The organism is Halomarina oriensis (genome assembly GCF_009791395.1).
GTDB classification, from domain to species: Archaea; Halobacteriota; Halobacteria; order Halobacteriales; family Haloarculaceae; genus Halomarina; species Halomarina oriensis.
In genome coordinates, this window is the sequence record NZ_WSZK01000030.1 from 1 (window position 1) to 14,488 (window position 14,488).

The following is a 14,488-nucleotide window of genomic DNA, read 5'->3' on the forward strand; positions in this document are numbered from 1 at the left end:
GGGGGAGCGAGGACGCCACGGTGACGCCGGCGGTGCGGGACGCCCTCGACGCGCCGGTCGTACTCGGTCCCTCCAACCCCGTCACCAGCGTCGGGCCGATGCTCGCACTCGACGGGTTCCGAGCGGCCCTCGACGACGGGCGCGTCGTCGCCGTCTCGCCGTTCGTCGGCGACCGGGTGTTCTCGGGACCGGCCGCGAAACTGATGGACGCGACGGGCCACGACCCCTCGACGGCGGGCGTCGCCGACACCTACCCGTTCGCCGACGCGTTCGTCCTCGACACCGACGACGACACCGACCTCGCCCGACCGGTCGTCCGGACCGACACGACACTCGACACGCCCGCCGACAGCGAACGGGTGGCCCGTGCCGTGCGCGAGGCGCTCGACGAGGTGGCCTGACGATGGACCGGACGAGCGACTCGGCCGCCGAGTTCGGGGGGTTCGAGCCACGGGTCGCGCTCGCCAGTCTCTCGGGGGCCGCCGACGCCCGGTGGGCGCTCGCGGCCAGCGAGTTCGCCGGGTGTGCCTTCCTCGGCGGTGTCGCGCTCGACGAGGCGACCCGCACGGCCGCCCGTGCGCTCGTCGCCCGTGACCGCGAGGAGTTCCTGCCAGCAGCCCCGGTAGCGTTCGTCGAATCGCAGTTGGCGGCGCTCGACGACGCTCCGATACGCGCCGGGGTGAACGTCAGGAGTACGACGCTCGACCCGATTCGTGACGTGGCCGAGGTGTGTGTGGACCACGACGCACTCCTCGAACTGAACGCGCACTGCCGGCAGGACGAGATGTGTGCGGCGGGCGTTGGCGAGTCACTCCTCCGGGACGCCGACCGGCTCTGCGAACAGGTCCGGGTCGCCAGCGACACCGGGGCGACGGTGAGCGTGAAGGTCCGCGCGGAGGTCGACGGCGTCGTCCTCCCGGTGCTCGCCCCGCGACTCGTCGAGGCGGGGGCGAGCGTCCTCCACGTCGACGCGATGGACTCCGAGTCCGTCGTCGGCGCAGTGGTCGAGTCGTGTGACGCGTTCGTGATCGCGAACAACGGCGTCCGCGACCGTCGAACCGTCCGCGAGTACCTCGACGACGGTGCGGACGCGGTGAGCGTCGGCCGTCCGAGCGACGACCCGCGCGTCCTCCGTCGGGTCCGAGAGGCGACCGACGCGTGGTTCGCGGGCCACCAGCGGCCGACACGGTCCGCGGAGCGACGATGAGCGACGACAGGTCGGACGGCCCGCCCCGCCGCGACGTCGTCCAGAACGCGGAACTCGCGCTGTTGCTGGAGGTCGCCGGCACGCCGAAACCGGGCAACGTCGACCGACACCGCGACCACGCGGATCTCCACTTCGACCACTTCCTCGCGGGGGCGGTCGGTGCCACGCCGGGCCTCCGACTGGCCGCCGGGGACGGCCCCCTCGGGGAAGCGTTCGAGCGTGCCGTCGGCGGGATGAGTCGACAGCGCGGCGGCAACTCACAGTTCGGCGCGCTACTGGCGCTCTGCCCGCTCGTCCGTGCGGCGAGTCGTGACGCACTCACCCGCGAGGGGGTCCGTGCGGCCGTCGCCGAGACCACCGTCGAGGACACCTGCTCGTTCTACCGCGCGTTCGACCACGTCGGCGTCGCCGTCGACGACCCGCCCGAGGGGATGTCCGACCTCGACGTTCGCCAGGGGAGCGGGGCGATTCCGGCCGTCAGAGAACGCGACCTGACGCTCGCCGACCTGATGGCCGAGAGTGCGCCCGGCGACGGCATCGCCGCCGAGTGGACCGACGGCTACCCCCGAACGCTCCGGGCGGCCGAACGCATCGAGGCGGACGACGGCCCGGTCTCCGAACGCGGTGCGCGGGCGTTCCTCCACCTCCTGGCCGAACGAATCGACCAGTTCGTCGCCACGACGAGCGACGCCGCGAGCGCACGGGAGGCGACCGACCGCGCACAGGCCGTCCTCGACGACGAGGAGGACGCCGAGGCGCTGGCCGAGGAGTTCGTCGAACGGGGTATCAACCCCGGCACGACGGCGGACCTGACCGCCGCGGCGCTGTTCGTCGCGCTCGAACGGGGGGTCGAGGTGTGAGCGACCCGACCGACACCGAGGGGGGCGACCACGACCACGTCGGGACGCGGCCGGACCCGCTCGCGCCGAACGGCTGGCCCGTCGCGTGGGAGGGCTGTGTCGAGTCCGTCGTGACGACGCTCGGCCCGAACGACCGCTGGAACGTCGCGGCACTCGGGGTGTTCGCGCCCGAGGAGCCGTCGGACCCACACGACCGTGTGACCGCGCGGACGTGGGGGCGGACCCGGACCTGGCGGAACTTCGTCGAGCGCGGCGAGGGGTACGTCCAGTTCACGCGCGACCCGGTCGACTTCGTCGAGGCGGCCTGTACCGTCCGTGAGGAGGAGTCGCCGGTGCTGGCGAGCGCGGACGCGTGGGTCCACGTCGCCGTCGAGTCCGTCGCAGAAGGGGCGGAGGGGGAGACGCAGTGGGTGGAGTGGGAACTCACACCCATCGAGGCGAGCGTCGAGCGGCGGGTCGTCCCGACGGTCGACCGGGCGCACGCGGCCGTCGTCGACGCGACGGTGGCGGCGTCGAGACTCGGCGTCTCCGGTTACGACGACGGGACGCTCCACGAGCGGATTCGCCACTGCGAGTCGGTCGTCGACTCGTGTGGCGGGCGACGCGTCAGAGACGCGTGGGACCGGTTCGAGCGGACGCTCGACCGGTCCTGAGGGGTCAGACTTCGGTGTCGCCCGTGTCGCCACGGTGGAGGCGCTGGACGCGGCGGTACGCCTGGAACTCCGCTTGGGCGTTCAGGTCTATCTCGTAGCGCCCGAGGATGTCCTGCGTGTCCGGGATGGCCTTCCGCTCGACCACCTCGACGACGGCGACCCAGCCGTCGGGGTCGCCAGCGTCGTCGCGGCGACGGCCGACCTCGACCAGCGCGTCGAACGGGTGGCCGATGAGTTGCCCGGCGTTCGAGCGGACGGTGTCTCGGACCTCGATGAGTCCGACCCCGTCTCCCCCGTCGGTCGACTCGCTCTCGCTACTCACGTCGTCCTCCGTCGACGACTCCTCGTCGGTCGACGACCCCTCGGCGTCGTCGACGGTCGAGTCGCTCTCGTCGTGCTGGTGGCAGAAGCCGTCTTCTCCCGCGGCGTTCCCGCACCGCTCTCCGTCCGCGGTGAGCGCCCGGCACTGGTCTGCGTCGGATTCGGACATGGTTCACTCGCCCTGCTCAGGACTCCTCGACCTCGATTGCGCGTGGCTCGATGGCCCCGACGCCGGTTTCGAGGTCCTGCATGTCCTCTAGCTCGCCGGACTGGCTCGCTTGCTCTATCATCGATATCTGTTGTGCGTAGTGGATGAACGTGTCGACGGACGCGACGACGACGCGAGCCTCGACGGTGAGGATTTCGATACCGACGACGGAGACGCGTGCCCAGACGTCGATGACCATCCCCTTGTCCAAGATTCGGTCGAGTACTTCCGCGAGACTCGACGCATTCGGCGTGTTCGTTGCCATCGCGTTCACTCACTCGAACGGTGGGGTTCGTCTTGTTGCCTGCGTGGGCCAGGGTGGCCGGCTCGAACGCCGACAAAACGCGGTGGCTTTCCTGTGCAAGCACTGTCTATTGGTGGCCCTCTGGAGAAGGCACGCGCGATAGCCACATGAGCGACAAGCTTTACGCGTACGGCGTCACCGAGGACGGCGGCGACCTCGCGGTCGACGAGACCGGCGTCGACGGGGCCGACGACATCTACACCGTCTCACACGGTCCGCTGGCGGCCATCGTCTCCGACATCGAGGAGTTGGACCCCGAGCGTAGCGACGAGAACGTCCGGGCACACGACGACGTCCTCCGTGCGGTGCTGGTCGACGCCGAACGGACCGTCGTCCCGATGCAGTTCGGGATGGTGTTCGAGGGGAAACGGCCGCTGAAGAACATCCTCCGGACCGGCCGACCGACGTTCTCGCGGTCGCTGAACGACATCGAGGGCACCTACGAGCTAGGCGTGAAACTCGTCGCCGACGAGGGGGCACGGGTCGACCGCGCGGCGGTCGAAGCCGACGTCGACGACCGACTCTCCGAGGTGAGCGTCGGCACCGTCGAGAACGACCTGTTCTCCGACCGACTCGTCTTCAACCGCTCGTATCTCGTGAAACGCGACGAACGCGAGGCGTTCGACGAGGCCATCGACGACATCGAGGCGGCCCACAGCGACCTGACGCTCCAGTACACGGGGCCGTGGGCCCCGTACAACTTCGTCGACATCGCAATCGAGGCACAATGACCTTCGTCCTCGACGACCTGCTCGTCCGGCCGTTCGTCGGACTCCTCAACGTCATCCACGCGATGGCCATCGAGGGGATGTACGACACCGACGCGCTCCGGGACGAACTGAAGGAGAACCGCCTGCTGTTCGAGCTGGGCGAACTGAGCGAGGCCGAGTACGAGGAACGTCGTGAGGACATCGAGACCCGGTTGGAGGTCGCAGAACAGGCCCGTGAACAGTTGAGCGGTCGTATCGAGGTGCGGGGATGAGCGACGACTCCGCCGAGGACCCCGCTGGCACGGACGCCGAGGGGGCGGACAGTGGTGGCGGGGACGACACGGAGACGACGCTCGCGGACCGAGCGCGCGACGACCTGTTGCAACTCGTCACGTCGCTCGCCACGGGGTCGACCGGAGAGGCGCTCGACGCGCTCGAAGACCTCGAAGCCGTCGCCGCCGAAGCCGAGGACGTCGCCTCGACCGTCGACGCCGGCGACCTCCCGGACGCCATCGACCTCAGCCGACTGCCGGAGGTCGTCTCGGTCGACGACATCGCCTACGCCATCGTCTCCGGGGACACCGACGACATCGTCGACACGAACACGCTGCTCGACATCCTCGAACTCGGCGAACTGTTCGACGCCGTCGACGTCCGAGAGTTCTGGCGCAACGCCGAGGAACTGGAGGCGGAACTGGAGGACGCACTCGGCGAGGAGGGCCTCGCCGAGTGGAAGGACCGACTCGGGATGGGCGAGGACGGCGACGGCGACGGCGACGAGGACGTCGAGTGGTCGACGCTCGCGGACGCCGCCGACGACGATGCGGTCCAGGCCGGTATCCAGACCCAGCTTCGGGACGCTATCGACGAGTTCCGCGAGGGGGTGCTCGACGCTCGGAAGCAGTTGGTCGAGCGACGCGCGGAACTGGAGGAGAAGACGGAGAGCGTCGGTCAGCCGGACTCGCGGAACCCGACCGCGTTCTCCTCGATGGCGGGGTCGCGCCCGGACATCGGCAACGCGGCACGCGGTTCGACCGTCCCGACGGAGACGCGGTACTCCTCGGCCCCGAACCGCGGGCGCATCTACGGCGACCGGTTCGAGAAGTACGAGGACGCGGACGACGAGGTGAACGACGATGCCTGAACCCACACGCTCGGCCGGCCCGACTCGACAGAAAGACAGCCTCGCGGACGTCGTCGAGCTACTGCTCGACAAGGGAATCGTCATCAACGCCGACATCGCGGTGTCCGTCGGCGAGACGGAACTGCTCGGCGTCCACATCCGGGCGGCCATCGCCTCCTTCGAGACGGCCGCACAGTACGGCCTCCAGTTCCCCGACGGAACCGACGCCCAGCGCGTCCAGGAGGCCGCCGGCGTCGAACCGCTTGAGGAGGGCGAGGACGTCGGCGATGCGGCCCCCATCTCGGTCCGCGGTCCCCGAGGAGGCGCCGGCGAGCGACCGAGAGCGACCGGCGACGAAGACGAGGGCGAGGGTGACCTGACCGACGCCGTCGAGGACGTCGGTGACGCCGCCGAGGACGCGGTGGACGGCGACGACGAGGCGGCCGACAGTGCGGATACCGACGAAACCGCGGAAGGGGACGCCCCCGAGACGGGGGACGACGGATGACACGGATCGACGTCGACGGGGAGTCCGCGGGCGACGGACTGGTGGCGCTCGTCGTCACCGTCGTCGAACTCGTCGTCGAGGCGCTCGAACGCGAGGCCATCCGACGGATGGAGTCGGGGTCGCTCACGGACGCCGAAATCGAGCGCGTCGGTCAGCAACTCGCCACGCTGGAGGACGAACTCGACCGGCTGAAGGAGGTCCACGGCGTCGAGGACCACGTCGACGACCTGCGCGGTGACCTCGACGGACTCGTCCGAGACGCCATGATGCAGGTGGAACTGTGACCGACCGGACCGCCACGGTCGGCGACGCCCCCGACGACTCGGGGGAGGCGCGGTACTGCTACTGCGCCGTCTCGCTCCACGAGGGTGTGGAGCCAGGACCTCTCGGACTCGCCGGCGTCGAGGACGAACCGGTCCGGTTGCTCGCCGAAGGGGACGTCGGTCTGTTCGTCCACGACTGTGCCGGTCTGTACGACTCCGCGGACCCGACCGAGGTGCAGGGCTGGCTGCTCTCCCATCAGGCCGTCGTGGACGCGGCCACCGAGCGGTTCGGGACGCCGGTCCCGTTCCGGTTCGACACGGTCGTCCAGGGCGACGACGACACGGTCCGGTCGTGGCTGACCGAGCACCGCGAGCGGTTCGCCGACGTACTCACCGACCTCGCAGGCTGTTCGGAGTACCGCATCGAGGTACTGGTGGACGAGGAGACGCTCGACGCGGCCATCGTCGAGTCCGACGAGCGACTACGGGAACTGGCGGCTCAGCGCGACGAGTCGACGGAGGGGACCGCCTTCCTGGTCGACAAGCAGTACGACAAGCGCCTGAACGAACTTCGACGGGAACGCCGGGCGGCCCGGACGGAGACACTCGGGACGCGGGTCGCCGAACACGCTCGGGAGGTGCAGGAGCCGGACGATCCGACGACGACGCTCGGTGACACGCCGGAGAAGGAGGGAGCGGTCCAGGCGCGACTGACCGCGCTGGCCGACGAGGAGGGTGTCGACGCCATCGGGAGCGTCCTTGACGACGTGGCCGACGAGGCGGGCGTCCGGGTCCGGTTCACGGGGCCGTGGCCGCCGTACTCGTTCGTCCCGGAGGTCGACGATGGAACCGCGTAGGGACGAGGACGACGCTATCGTCGACCTGCTCGACTGCATCCTCCGGGACGGCGTCATCCTGCAGGCGGACGTCATCATCAGCGTCGCGGAGGTACCGCTGGTCGGCCTCCAGTTGCGTGCCGCACTCGCCGGGATGGACACCATGACGCGCTACGGCTTGCTCACCGACTGGGACGAGGAGACGCGAACGCGGGCCATCGCGGACGAGCGAGCGCCACCGACACGACTCGAGTAGGTCGGCCGGTTCGAGGGCCCGCGAGCGGTCGGTCGTCGGACTCCCTCCGACGCGGTCGACGACGCGCCGGGTCGGCGCACACTCGGCGACCGTCAGCGGAACGTCACGGCTCACGCGACCACCCCCGAGACCCGGTCTCATGGTCGAATTCCGATATAGAAACGAACGCTTTTAGCCGCGCCGACGAGACGAACGGACATGGCCATCAAACCCGCCTACGTCAAGAAGACGGCGACGACGCTGCTGGAGGAGTACGGCGAAGCGTTCGGGACGGACTTCGACCACAACAAGGAGGTCGTCGTCGAACTCACGAACATCGACTCGAAGGAGGTCCGCAACCGCGTCGCGGGCTACATCACGCGCAAGAAGGGCGGCAGCGTCGAGTAACGCAGTTCTCTCGTCTCTCGATACCGGCCGTGAGCGACGGCTGTGACCGGAGTTCTCGACACGCCCCGAGTCGTAACCCATTAATCGGTCGCTGACTAACTGTTCAGTCAACTACCGATGTACGTCCAACCGACGGTTCGACACCGGGTGGTATGGTGAGTCTCAGGGAGCGACTCTCGGGGCTGTTCAAGGGCCAGGAGCAGCTCGACCTGACCGAGGGTGGCATCGGCAAGCCGCTGCTGTTCCTCTCGTTGCCCATCGTCGTGACGAACCTGCTCCAGACGGCGTACAACCTCGCTGACACGTTCTGGCTGGGACAGTTCTCGACGACGGCGCTCGCGGCCATCACGTTCGCGTTCCCGATGGTGTTCCTGCTCATCTCGCTGGGGATGGGCGTCTCCGTCGCGGGTTCTATCCTCGTCGCGCAGAACACCGGGAAGGGTGACACACGCGCCGCGGAGTACGCCGCCTCCCAGACGGTGACGTTCGCGTTGCTCGTCTCGGCCGTCGCGGGGGCCGTCGGGTACTTCTTCGTCGACGACTTCCTCGCCCTCCTCGGTGCGTCCGCACAGACGCTCCCGGCGGCGACGAGTTACATGCAGGTCATCGCGCTCGGCCTGCCGTTCATGTTCGGGTTCTTCATCTTCATCTCGCTGATGCGCGGGGCGGGCGACACCGTCACGCCGATGCTCGTCATGTTCGGCACCGTCGTCCTCAACATCCTCATCGACCCGGTGCTCATCTTCGGGTTCGACGGGAACCCGCTGTTCTCGATTCTGAGTCTCCAGGGTCTCGAAGCGTCGTTGCTGGCGAGCACGGGCTACACCGGGTCGGGCATCGCGGGGGCGGCCATCGCCACCATCTTCTCGCGGGCGCTGGCGATGGTCGTCGGCCTCGCCATCATGTTCCGTGGGACGCGTGGCATCCGGATTCGTCTCCGTGACATGTCCCCCGACCTGGAGTACGCCGAACGCATCGTCAAACTCGGCGTCCCGGCCTCCATCGAGGGGACGGGGCGCGCGCTGTCGGTCAACCTGTTTCTGGTCATCGTCGCGCTGTTCCCACAGACCGTCGTCGCGGCGTTCGGTATCGGCGTCCGGGTGTTCTCGGTCATCTTCCTGCCGGCTATCGCCGTCGGGCGGGGCGTCGAGACGATGGCCGGCCAGAACATCGGCGCGGGGAAACCCGACCGCGCGGCGTCGTCCGCGGGCATCGCCTCGGGAGCGATGTTCGTCGTCCTGTCGGCGATGGGCGTCGTCGTCTTCCTCTTCCCCGGCCCCATCGTCGGCGCGTTCACGAGCGACCCCGAAGTCGTCGAGGTGGGCGCGGAGTTCCTGCGCTGGGTCGCCCCCTCCTTCGGCTTCATCGGCGTCCTCCGGGCGTACACCGGGGCGTTCCGCGGAGCGGGCAAGACGCTCGTCGCGGCGGCCATCTCCATCGCCACGCTGGCGGTCATCCGTCTGCCGTTCGCGTGGGTCGCCTCCCAGTACTTCCCCAACGTGTTCCCGGAGGCGCGGATGGGTGTCTGGGCGGCCTTCTTCGTCTCGAACGCGCTGGGTGCGCTCATCGCGTTCTCGTGGTACCGGACCGGGTCGTGGCGAGACGCCGACGCCACCGCCGGGTCGCGTCCCGCTCCGACCGACGACTGACGCTCCCGGCGAATCCTGCCACGGACTGACAACGAGCGGAACCGTTCGACACCGTCCGATTCCGCCCGTATCACAACCGTTTTTGCCCATACGTCCCGAGCCACGGCAATGACTCACACTGTCGGCATCCTCGGTGCCACCGGTGCCGTCGGCCAGCGACTCGTACAGCTTCTGGACCCCCACCCCGACTTCGAACTCGTGGCGCTCACGGCGAGCGACGAGAGCGCGGGCAAGCCCTACCGCGAGGCCGCGAAGTGGCGACTCGACTTCGCCATCCCGGAGGACGTCGCCGGGATGACCGTCCGGCGGACCGACGCCGACGACATCCCCGACGACGTGGACCTCCTGTTCTCCTCGCTCCCCTCTTCGGTCGGCGAACGGGTCGAACCCGGCCTCTGTGAGGCGGGCTACGTCGTCTCCTCGAACTCCTCGAACGACCGGACCGCCGACGACGTTCCTCTGGTGATCCCCGAGGTCAACGCCGACCACATCGACCTCCTCGACGTCCAGCGTGACGCCCGAGGGTGGGACGGTGCGCTCGTGAAGAACCCCAACTGCTCGACCATCACGATGGTCCCGACGCTCGCGGCGCTCGACCGTGCGTTCGGTCTCGACGCCGTGCGCGTCTCCACTCTGCAGGCCGTCTCGGGGGCGGGCTACGACGGCGTCACCTCGATGGAGATACTCGACAACGCCATCCCGCACATCGGCGGCGAGGAGCAGAAGATGGAATCGGAGGCCCGGAAACTGCTCGGCGCGTTCGACGGCGCGGAAGTGTCGTGGCACGACGCCGACGTCGCCGCCTCGTGTAACCGCATCCCGACGCTCGACGGTCACCTGGAGAACGTCTGGGCGGACCTCGCCGAGGACGCGAGCGCCGGCGAGGCGGCCGACGCGATGCGCGAGTTCCCGAGCCTCGACCTGCCCTCCTCGCCGGACCCGCTCGTCCACGTCTTCGAGGAACCGGACCGCCCACAGCCACGCCTCGACCGGATGCGCGGCGACGGGATGGCCGTCACCGCCGGCGGGTTCCGCGAGACGTCCGGCGGCGTCCAGTACAACTGCCTCGCACACAACACGCTCCGTGGTGCGGCGGGCGCGAGCGTGCTGAACGGCGAACTGCTCGCTCAGAACGGTTACCTGTAGGTCGTCTCCGTCGCGGTTTCGGTCGTCGTGTTCTGCCCGGTCTCTCTTCCTTCCGACGCCGAACCCGCACGGTCGGCGTCGGTCTCACGGTCGACCTCGGGGTCGGCCTCGACGTCGCGTTCGTCCTCCAGTTCGGTCACTCGCTCGCGGAGTTCGCCGACCGTGTCGGACTCGCTGGCCCACTTCGCGCCGACGGCCGCCCCGGCGACGACGCCACCGACGAGACCGACCGGTCCAGCAAGCGCCCCGCCCGCGCCGCCGCCGAGGACCGCGAGACCGACGACGCCGACGTCCTTGTAGTCCATACCGACGTGTCCGCCCGAGAGGATAAAAACGGTCGGACCGGCCGTCCCGAACTCGCAGTTCCCGCCGGGACACGTCGAACTAAGGGCACACGACCCACGTAGCCGACCATGCACGGCATCCACGTCCGACTGTTCGTCACCGACGCCGACGCGAGCGCCGACTGGTACGTCGAGCAACTCGACTTCGAGCACTCGTGGGCGTTCTCCGCGGGCGACCAGCGCCACGTCTACGTCGCCGACGAGAACGGCTTCGAGTTGCAGTTGACCGAGACCGAGGGCGAGCAGGCCATCGCGGAGGCCGACACCGTCGACCACCTCGCACTCGGCGTCGAGGACGTGGACGCCGCGTTCGACGCCATCGAGAACCACGGCGTCGTGAAGGACCCCGGCGACCAACCCGAGGCCGGCGCGCGTACGGCGTTCCTCGAAGACCCCGACGGGAACGTCGTCGAGTTGGTCCAGCCACTCGACTGAGTCTCGACCGGTTCAGCGCCCGACTCTCCCGAACAGCCCCGCGACAGCGCCCGCCAACGAGCGGTCGGCCTCCGTGGCCGCGTCGGCGCGAAGCGCCCCGGACTCACCCTCCAACGCCTCGGCGAGGAGTTCGATGGGGTGGGGCGGCGTCGTCTCGCCGGGTCGGTCGCCCAGTTGTGAGCGACAGGACGCGCCCGGTGCACAGACCCGGTCGGCGGGCGAGTCGTCGACCTGTCCGAACAGGACGTCGCCGATGGCCTGCGAGAGGCCGTAGTGTTCGGCCTCGTAGCCGAAGCTCCCGGCCATGCCACAGCACGAGGAGTCCAGCCTGTCGACGTCGTAGCCCGCCGCGAGCAGGGCCTCGACGGCGTGGTGGTCGGTGTTGGTCGCCTTCTGGTTGCAGTGGCCGTGGTAAGCGACCGACCCCGAGTCCGCCGGGAACGGTATCTCCCCGGCCAGTCCCGTCTCGTCGAGGTACGCACAGACGCCGTGCGTGGCGGCAGCGACCGTCTCGACGTCGTCGCCCGCGAGCAGGTCCAGATACTCGTCCTGGTACATCACGGCGTCGGAGGGTTCGACGAACAGCACGTCCCAGCCGTCTCGCACTCTCGGAGCGAGCGTCTCGACGTTCGTCGCGGCCCGGTCGCGTGCCTGGTCGAGAAAGCCCTTCGAGTACGCCGCGCGACCGCTCGGGGCGAGGCCCTCGGGCAGGGCGACGTGACACCCCGCGGCTTCGAGCACACGGACCGCGGCCTTCCCCGGTTCGGGGTAGGAGTAGTTCGTGTAGGTGTCGGGCACGAGGAGGACGCGGCGGTCCGTCTCGTGGTACGGGACCCGTGACCCGCCGCGCTCCTCGAACCAGCGTTCGAGCGTGTGGCGGGTGAACGTCGGCAGTTCCCGGTCGGCGGCGATGCCGACGGTGCGCTCCATCGCCCGCCGTGCGCCGGGAACGTGCGGTGCGACGTTCGACAGCGGCGCGAGACTGCTCCCGACTCGAGAGAGCGTGTCGACGTCGGCGAAGAGGCGTTCGCGGAGGCCGGCGCCCTCCCGTTCGTGGTAGTGGTGTTTCACCTCGGCTTTGAGTTTGGCGAGGTCCACCCCGGTCGGACAGTCACTGGCACAGCCCTTACAGCCGACACAGAGGTCCAGCACCTCGCTCTGGAACCGGTCGGAGTAGAGTTCGTCCTCGGGGAGTTCCCCCGAGATGGCCGCTCTGAGCATGTTCGCTCTCCCCCGAGTCGTCTGGACCTCCTCGCGGGAGGCGCGGTAGGTCGGGCACATCACGTCCGAACGGGTCTGCCGGCAGGTGCCACAGCCGTTGCACAGTTCGACGAGGTGGGAGAACCCGCCGTCGTCGTCGAAGTCGAGCGCGGTCCGTGGTTCGATGGACTGGTACTCCGCGCCGTAGCGCAGGTGGTCGCGGTTGTCCGCGCCGACGCCACGTTCGGAGTCGGGGCCGACGTCCTCGGGGCCGTCGCGGTAGACGACGTTCCCGGGGTGGAACAGCCAGTCCGGGTCGAACGCCGTCTTCAACTGCTTGAACGCGTCCCAGAGCGCCGGGCCGTACATCTTCGGGGAGAACTCGGTGCGGGCCATCCCGTCGCCGTGTTCGCCCGAGAACGCGCCGTGGTACTCCAAGACGAGGTCCGTCACGTCCTCGGTGATGGAGTGGAGCGCCTCGACGCCGCCCTCGGTCTTGAGGTTGAGGATGGGTCGGATGTGGAGCGTCCCGCTGCCGGCGTGGGCGAAGTACGCTGCCGAGGTGCCGTGGTCGTCGAGGACCGCCTCGAACTCCTGGACGTACGCGGCGAGGTGTTCGGGTGGCACCGTCGCGTCCTCGATGAACGGGTACGGTTTGGGGTCGCCCTCCAGGCTCATCAGGAGCGGAATCGCGGCCTTGCGGAGCTTCCAGATGTCGGACTGGGCCGCCTCGGTGTACGCCTCGACCACCTCGAAGGCGTCGCCGGACGCCGTCCGGTTGTCGGAGCCGTCGTCCGTCTCGCCGTCGTCGCCGGCGACGAAGTGCGTCGTCGTCTCGGCGATGGCCGCCTCGAACGCTCGCCGTTGTGGCGACACCTGTTCGTCGTCCGGGTCCTCCGTCTCGGCCGTCGGGTCCGGTTCGGTTAGCTCCGAGTCGAACTCCAGCAGGAGCGCTGCGGCGGTCCCCTCGGGGACCTGTTCGACGTACTCCGCGAACCCGTCGGACTCGGCGGCGAGCCTGAACACCTCGTCGTCCATCAACTCGACCGCGCCGACGTCGTACGTCAGCGCCTCGGGGACCGCCGCCAGCGCGTCGATGAGGTCGTCGAAACAGTACATCGCCAGTGCGGTCTCCTCGGGGCGGGTGACCAGCGAGACGGTCGCTTCGACGACGACGCCGAGCGTGCCCTCCGCGCCGACGAACAGTTTCGAGAGGTTGACGACGTGGTCGCCGTCCGCGTCGTCGGCCTCCCGGACCACCTTGTGGAGGTTGTACCCCGACACGGAGCGTTTGAGTTTCGGGTAGCGCTCGGCGATGTCGGCCTCGTTCTCCTCGACCAGCGCACGGACGGTCTCGTAGAGGTCGGCTTCGAGCGTGTCCCGCGAGACGATATCCTCGTACTCGGGGGAGTCGAGCACCACGTCACGGGTCCGAATCAGCGACCCGTCTGAGAGCACGACCTTCAGTTCCTCCGTGTACGCGTCGGTGATACCGTAACGGACGGAGTGTGCGCCCGTCGAGTTGTTCCCGATACCGCCGCCGACGGTGGCGCGTGCCGAGGACGCGGGGTCGGGAGCGAACTTCAGGCCGTGCGGTTCGAGGGCGGCGTCGAGGTGGTCCTGTACGACACCGGGTTGAACCGTCGCCCGACGCGCCTCCGGGTCGACGTCGACGATGCGGTCCATGTACCGCGAGCAGTCGAGGACGATACAGCCCGGTCCGACGGCCTGGCCCGCGAGCGACGACCCGGCACCGCGCGGGAGGACCGGAACGTCGTGATTGGCCGCCACCTCGACGGTCGCCTGCACGTCCGCGGTGTCGGTGGGGCAGACGACGCCCGCGGGCCGTGCCTGGTAGATACTCCCGTCGGTCGCGTAGAGGAGTTGTGCGTACTCGTCGAACGCGACGTCGCCCGAAACGACGCGTCGAAGGTCGGCAGCGAGTCGTCGATACGCCTCGACGTCCGTCCGCTCGACGTCGAGGTGACGGGCCGACGCCTCCGGTCGGCCCGCACCGCGCGTGTTCTCGGTCGCCATGTGTCTCCGTGAGCGCGACGAGGTGGTAAAGCTGTGGTGAG

19 protein-coding genes are annotated in these 14,488 nt (G+C 69.2%); 15 read left to right on the forward strand and 4 right to left on the reverse strand.

What is annotated here, in order from left to right; all coding sequences use genetic code 11:
* The 4 genes from GQS65_RS16205 to GQS65_RS16220 all read left to right on the forward strand — a co-directional run.
* Positions 1-401, forward strand: a 401-nt coding sequence (locus GQS65_RS16205; protein ID WP_199268487.1) for a 2-phospho-L-lactate transferase CofD family protein, incomplete at its 5' end; no start/stop codon positions are given.
* A gap of 2 nt (positions 402-403) precedes the next feature.
* Positions 404-1,207, forward strand: coding sequence for a tRNA-dihydrouridine synthase (locus GQS65_RS16210; RefSeq protein WP_158205680.1), 804 nt, complete (start codon positions 404-406; stop codon positions 1,205-1,207).
* Positions 1,204-2,067, forward strand: coding sequence for a triphosphoribosyl-dephospho-CoA synthase (locus GQS65_RS16215; protein ID WP_158205681.1), 864 nt, complete (start codon positions 1,204-1,206; stop codon positions 2,065-2,067). The genes GQS65_RS16210 and GQS65_RS16215 overlap by 4 nt, the downstream gene beginning before the upstream one ends.
* Positions 2,064-2,720 (forward strand): DUF447 domain-containing protein, encoded by a 657-nt coding sequence (locus tag GQS65_RS16220; RefSeq protein WP_394351454.1) that lies wholly within the window; start codon positions 2,064-2,066, stop codon positions 2,718-2,720. Before GQS65_RS16215 ends, GQS65_RS16220 begins: the two co-directional genes overlap by 4 nt.
* A gap of 4 nt (positions 2,721-2,724) precedes the next feature.
* On the opposite strand, the gene gvpO is transcribed toward GQS65_RS16220, so the two are convergent.
* On the reverse strand, positions 2,725-3,210 hold the full coding sequence (gene gvpO / locus GQS65_RS16225; protein ID WP_158205682.1) for a gas vesicle protein GvpO, halophile-type: 486 nt from the start codon (positions 3,208-3,210) through the stop codon (positions 2,725-2,727).
* Between the two features lie 16 nt (positions 3,211-3,226).
* Positions 3,227-3,514 (reverse strand): gas vesicle protein GvpA, encoded by a 288-nt coding sequence (gene gvpA / locus GQS65_RS16230; RefSeq protein WP_158205683.1) that lies wholly within the window; start codon positions 3,512-3,514, stop codon positions 3,227-3,229.
* Between the two features lie 146 nt (positions 3,515-3,660).
* Here gvpA and GQS65_RS16235 point away from each other — a divergent pair, with 146 nt between their 5' ends.
* The 10 genes from GQS65_RS16235 to asd all read left to right on the forward strand — a co-directional run bounded on the left by GQS65_RS16235 (position 3,661) and on the right by asd (position 10,431).
* Positions 3,661-4,284 (forward strand): GvpL/GvpF family gas vesicle protein, encoded by a 624-nt coding sequence (locus tag GQS65_RS16235; protein ID WP_158205684.1) that lies wholly within the window; start codon positions 3,661-3,663, stop codon positions 4,282-4,284.
* Positions 4,281-4,535: a gas vesicle protein GvpG gene (gene gvpG / locus GQS65_RS16240; protein WP_158205685.1), complete on the forward strand. Its 255-nt coding sequence runs from the start codon at positions 4,281-4,283 to the stop codon at positions 4,533-4,535. Before GQS65_RS16235 ends, gvpG begins: the two co-directional genes overlap by 4 nt.
* Complete coding sequence (locus GQS65_RS16245; RefSeq protein ID WP_158205686.1) at positions 4,532-5,407, forward strand: hypothetical protein; 876 nt, start codon at positions 4,532-4,534, stop codon at positions 5,405-5,407. Before gvpG ends, GQS65_RS16245 begins: the two co-directional genes overlap by 4 nt.
* The gene (gvpJ, locus tag GQS65_RS16250; protein WP_158205687.1) at positions 5,400-5,894 is read left to right on the forward strand and encodes a gas vesicle protein GvpJ; all 495 of its coding nucleotides are present in this window, start codon (positions 5,400-5,402) and stop codon (positions 5,892-5,894) included. The genes GQS65_RS16245 and gvpJ overlap by 8 nt, the downstream gene beginning before the upstream one ends.
* A complete protein-coding gene (gvpK, locus tag GQS65_RS16255; protein ID WP_158205688.1) occupies positions 5,891-6,178 on the forward strand; it encodes a gas vesicle protein GvpK in 288 nt (95 codons plus the stop codon). Before gvpJ ends, gvpK begins: the two co-directional genes overlap by 4 nt.
* The gene (gene gvpL, locus GQS65_RS16260) at positions 6,175-7,014 is read left to right on the forward strand and encodes a gas vesicle protein GvpL (RefSeq protein WP_368280285.1); all 840 of its coding nucleotides are present in this window, start codon (positions 6,175-6,177) and stop codon (positions 7,012-7,014) included. Before gvpK ends, gvpL begins: the two co-directional genes overlap by 4 nt.
* Positions 7,001-7,249 carry a gas vesicle protein GvpM gene (gene gvpM, locus GQS65_RS16265; protein WP_158205689.1) on the forward strand — a complete coding sequence of 83 codons (249 nt, stop codon included), beginning with the start codon at positions 7,001-7,003 and terminating at the stop codon, positions 7,247-7,249. The genes gvpL and gvpM overlap by 14 nt, the downstream gene beginning before the upstream one ends.
* 198 nt (positions 7,250-7,447) lie before the next feature.
* Positions 7,448-7,636 carry a 30S ribosomal protein S17e gene (locus GQS65_RS16270; RefSeq protein ID WP_158205690.1) on the forward strand — a complete coding sequence of 63 codons (189 nt, stop codon included), beginning with the start codon at positions 7,448-7,450 and terminating at the stop codon, positions 7,634-7,636.
* 152 nt (positions 7,637-7,788) lie between these two features.
* Positions 7,789-9,285, forward strand: coding sequence for an MATE family efflux transporter (locus tag GQS65_RS16275; protein ID WP_158205691.1), 1,497 nt, complete (start codon positions 7,789-7,791; stop codon positions 9,283-9,285).
* Between the two features lie 108 nt (positions 9,286-9,393).
* Entirely contained in the window at positions 9,394-10,431 is a 1,038-nt protein-coding gene (gene asd, locus GQS65_RS16280) for an aspartate-semialdehyde dehydrogenase (protein ID WP_158205692.1), read from the forward strand.
* Here asd and GQS65_RS16285 read toward each other — a convergent pair.
* Positions 10,422-10,736, reverse strand: coding sequence for a hypothetical protein (locus tag GQS65_RS16285; protein ID WP_158205693.1), 315 nt, complete (start codon positions 10,734-10,736; stop codon positions 10,422-10,424). The genes asd and GQS65_RS16285 overlap by 10 nt on opposite strands.
* Positions 10,737-10,844: 108 nt before the next feature.
* On the opposite strand from GQS65_RS16285, the gene GQS65_RS16290 reads away from it, so the two are divergent.
* The gene (locus GQS65_RS16290) at positions 10,845-11,210 is read left to right on the forward strand and encodes a VOC family protein (protein WP_158205694.1); all 366 of its coding nucleotides are present in this window, start codon (positions 10,845-10,847) and stop codon (positions 11,208-11,210) included.
* Positions 11,211-11,222: 12 nt separating this feature from the next.
* Here GQS65_RS16290 and GQS65_RS16295 read toward each other — a convergent pair whose 3' ends face one another.
* Positions 11,223-14,447 carry an FAD-binding and (Fe-S)-binding domain-containing protein gene (locus GQS65_RS16295; RefSeq protein ID WP_158205695.1) on the reverse strand — a complete coding sequence of 1,075 codons (3,225 nt, stop codon included), beginning with the start codon at positions 14,445-14,447 and terminating at the stop codon, positions 11,223-11,225.
* Positions 14,448-14,488: the final 41 nt, after the last annotated feature.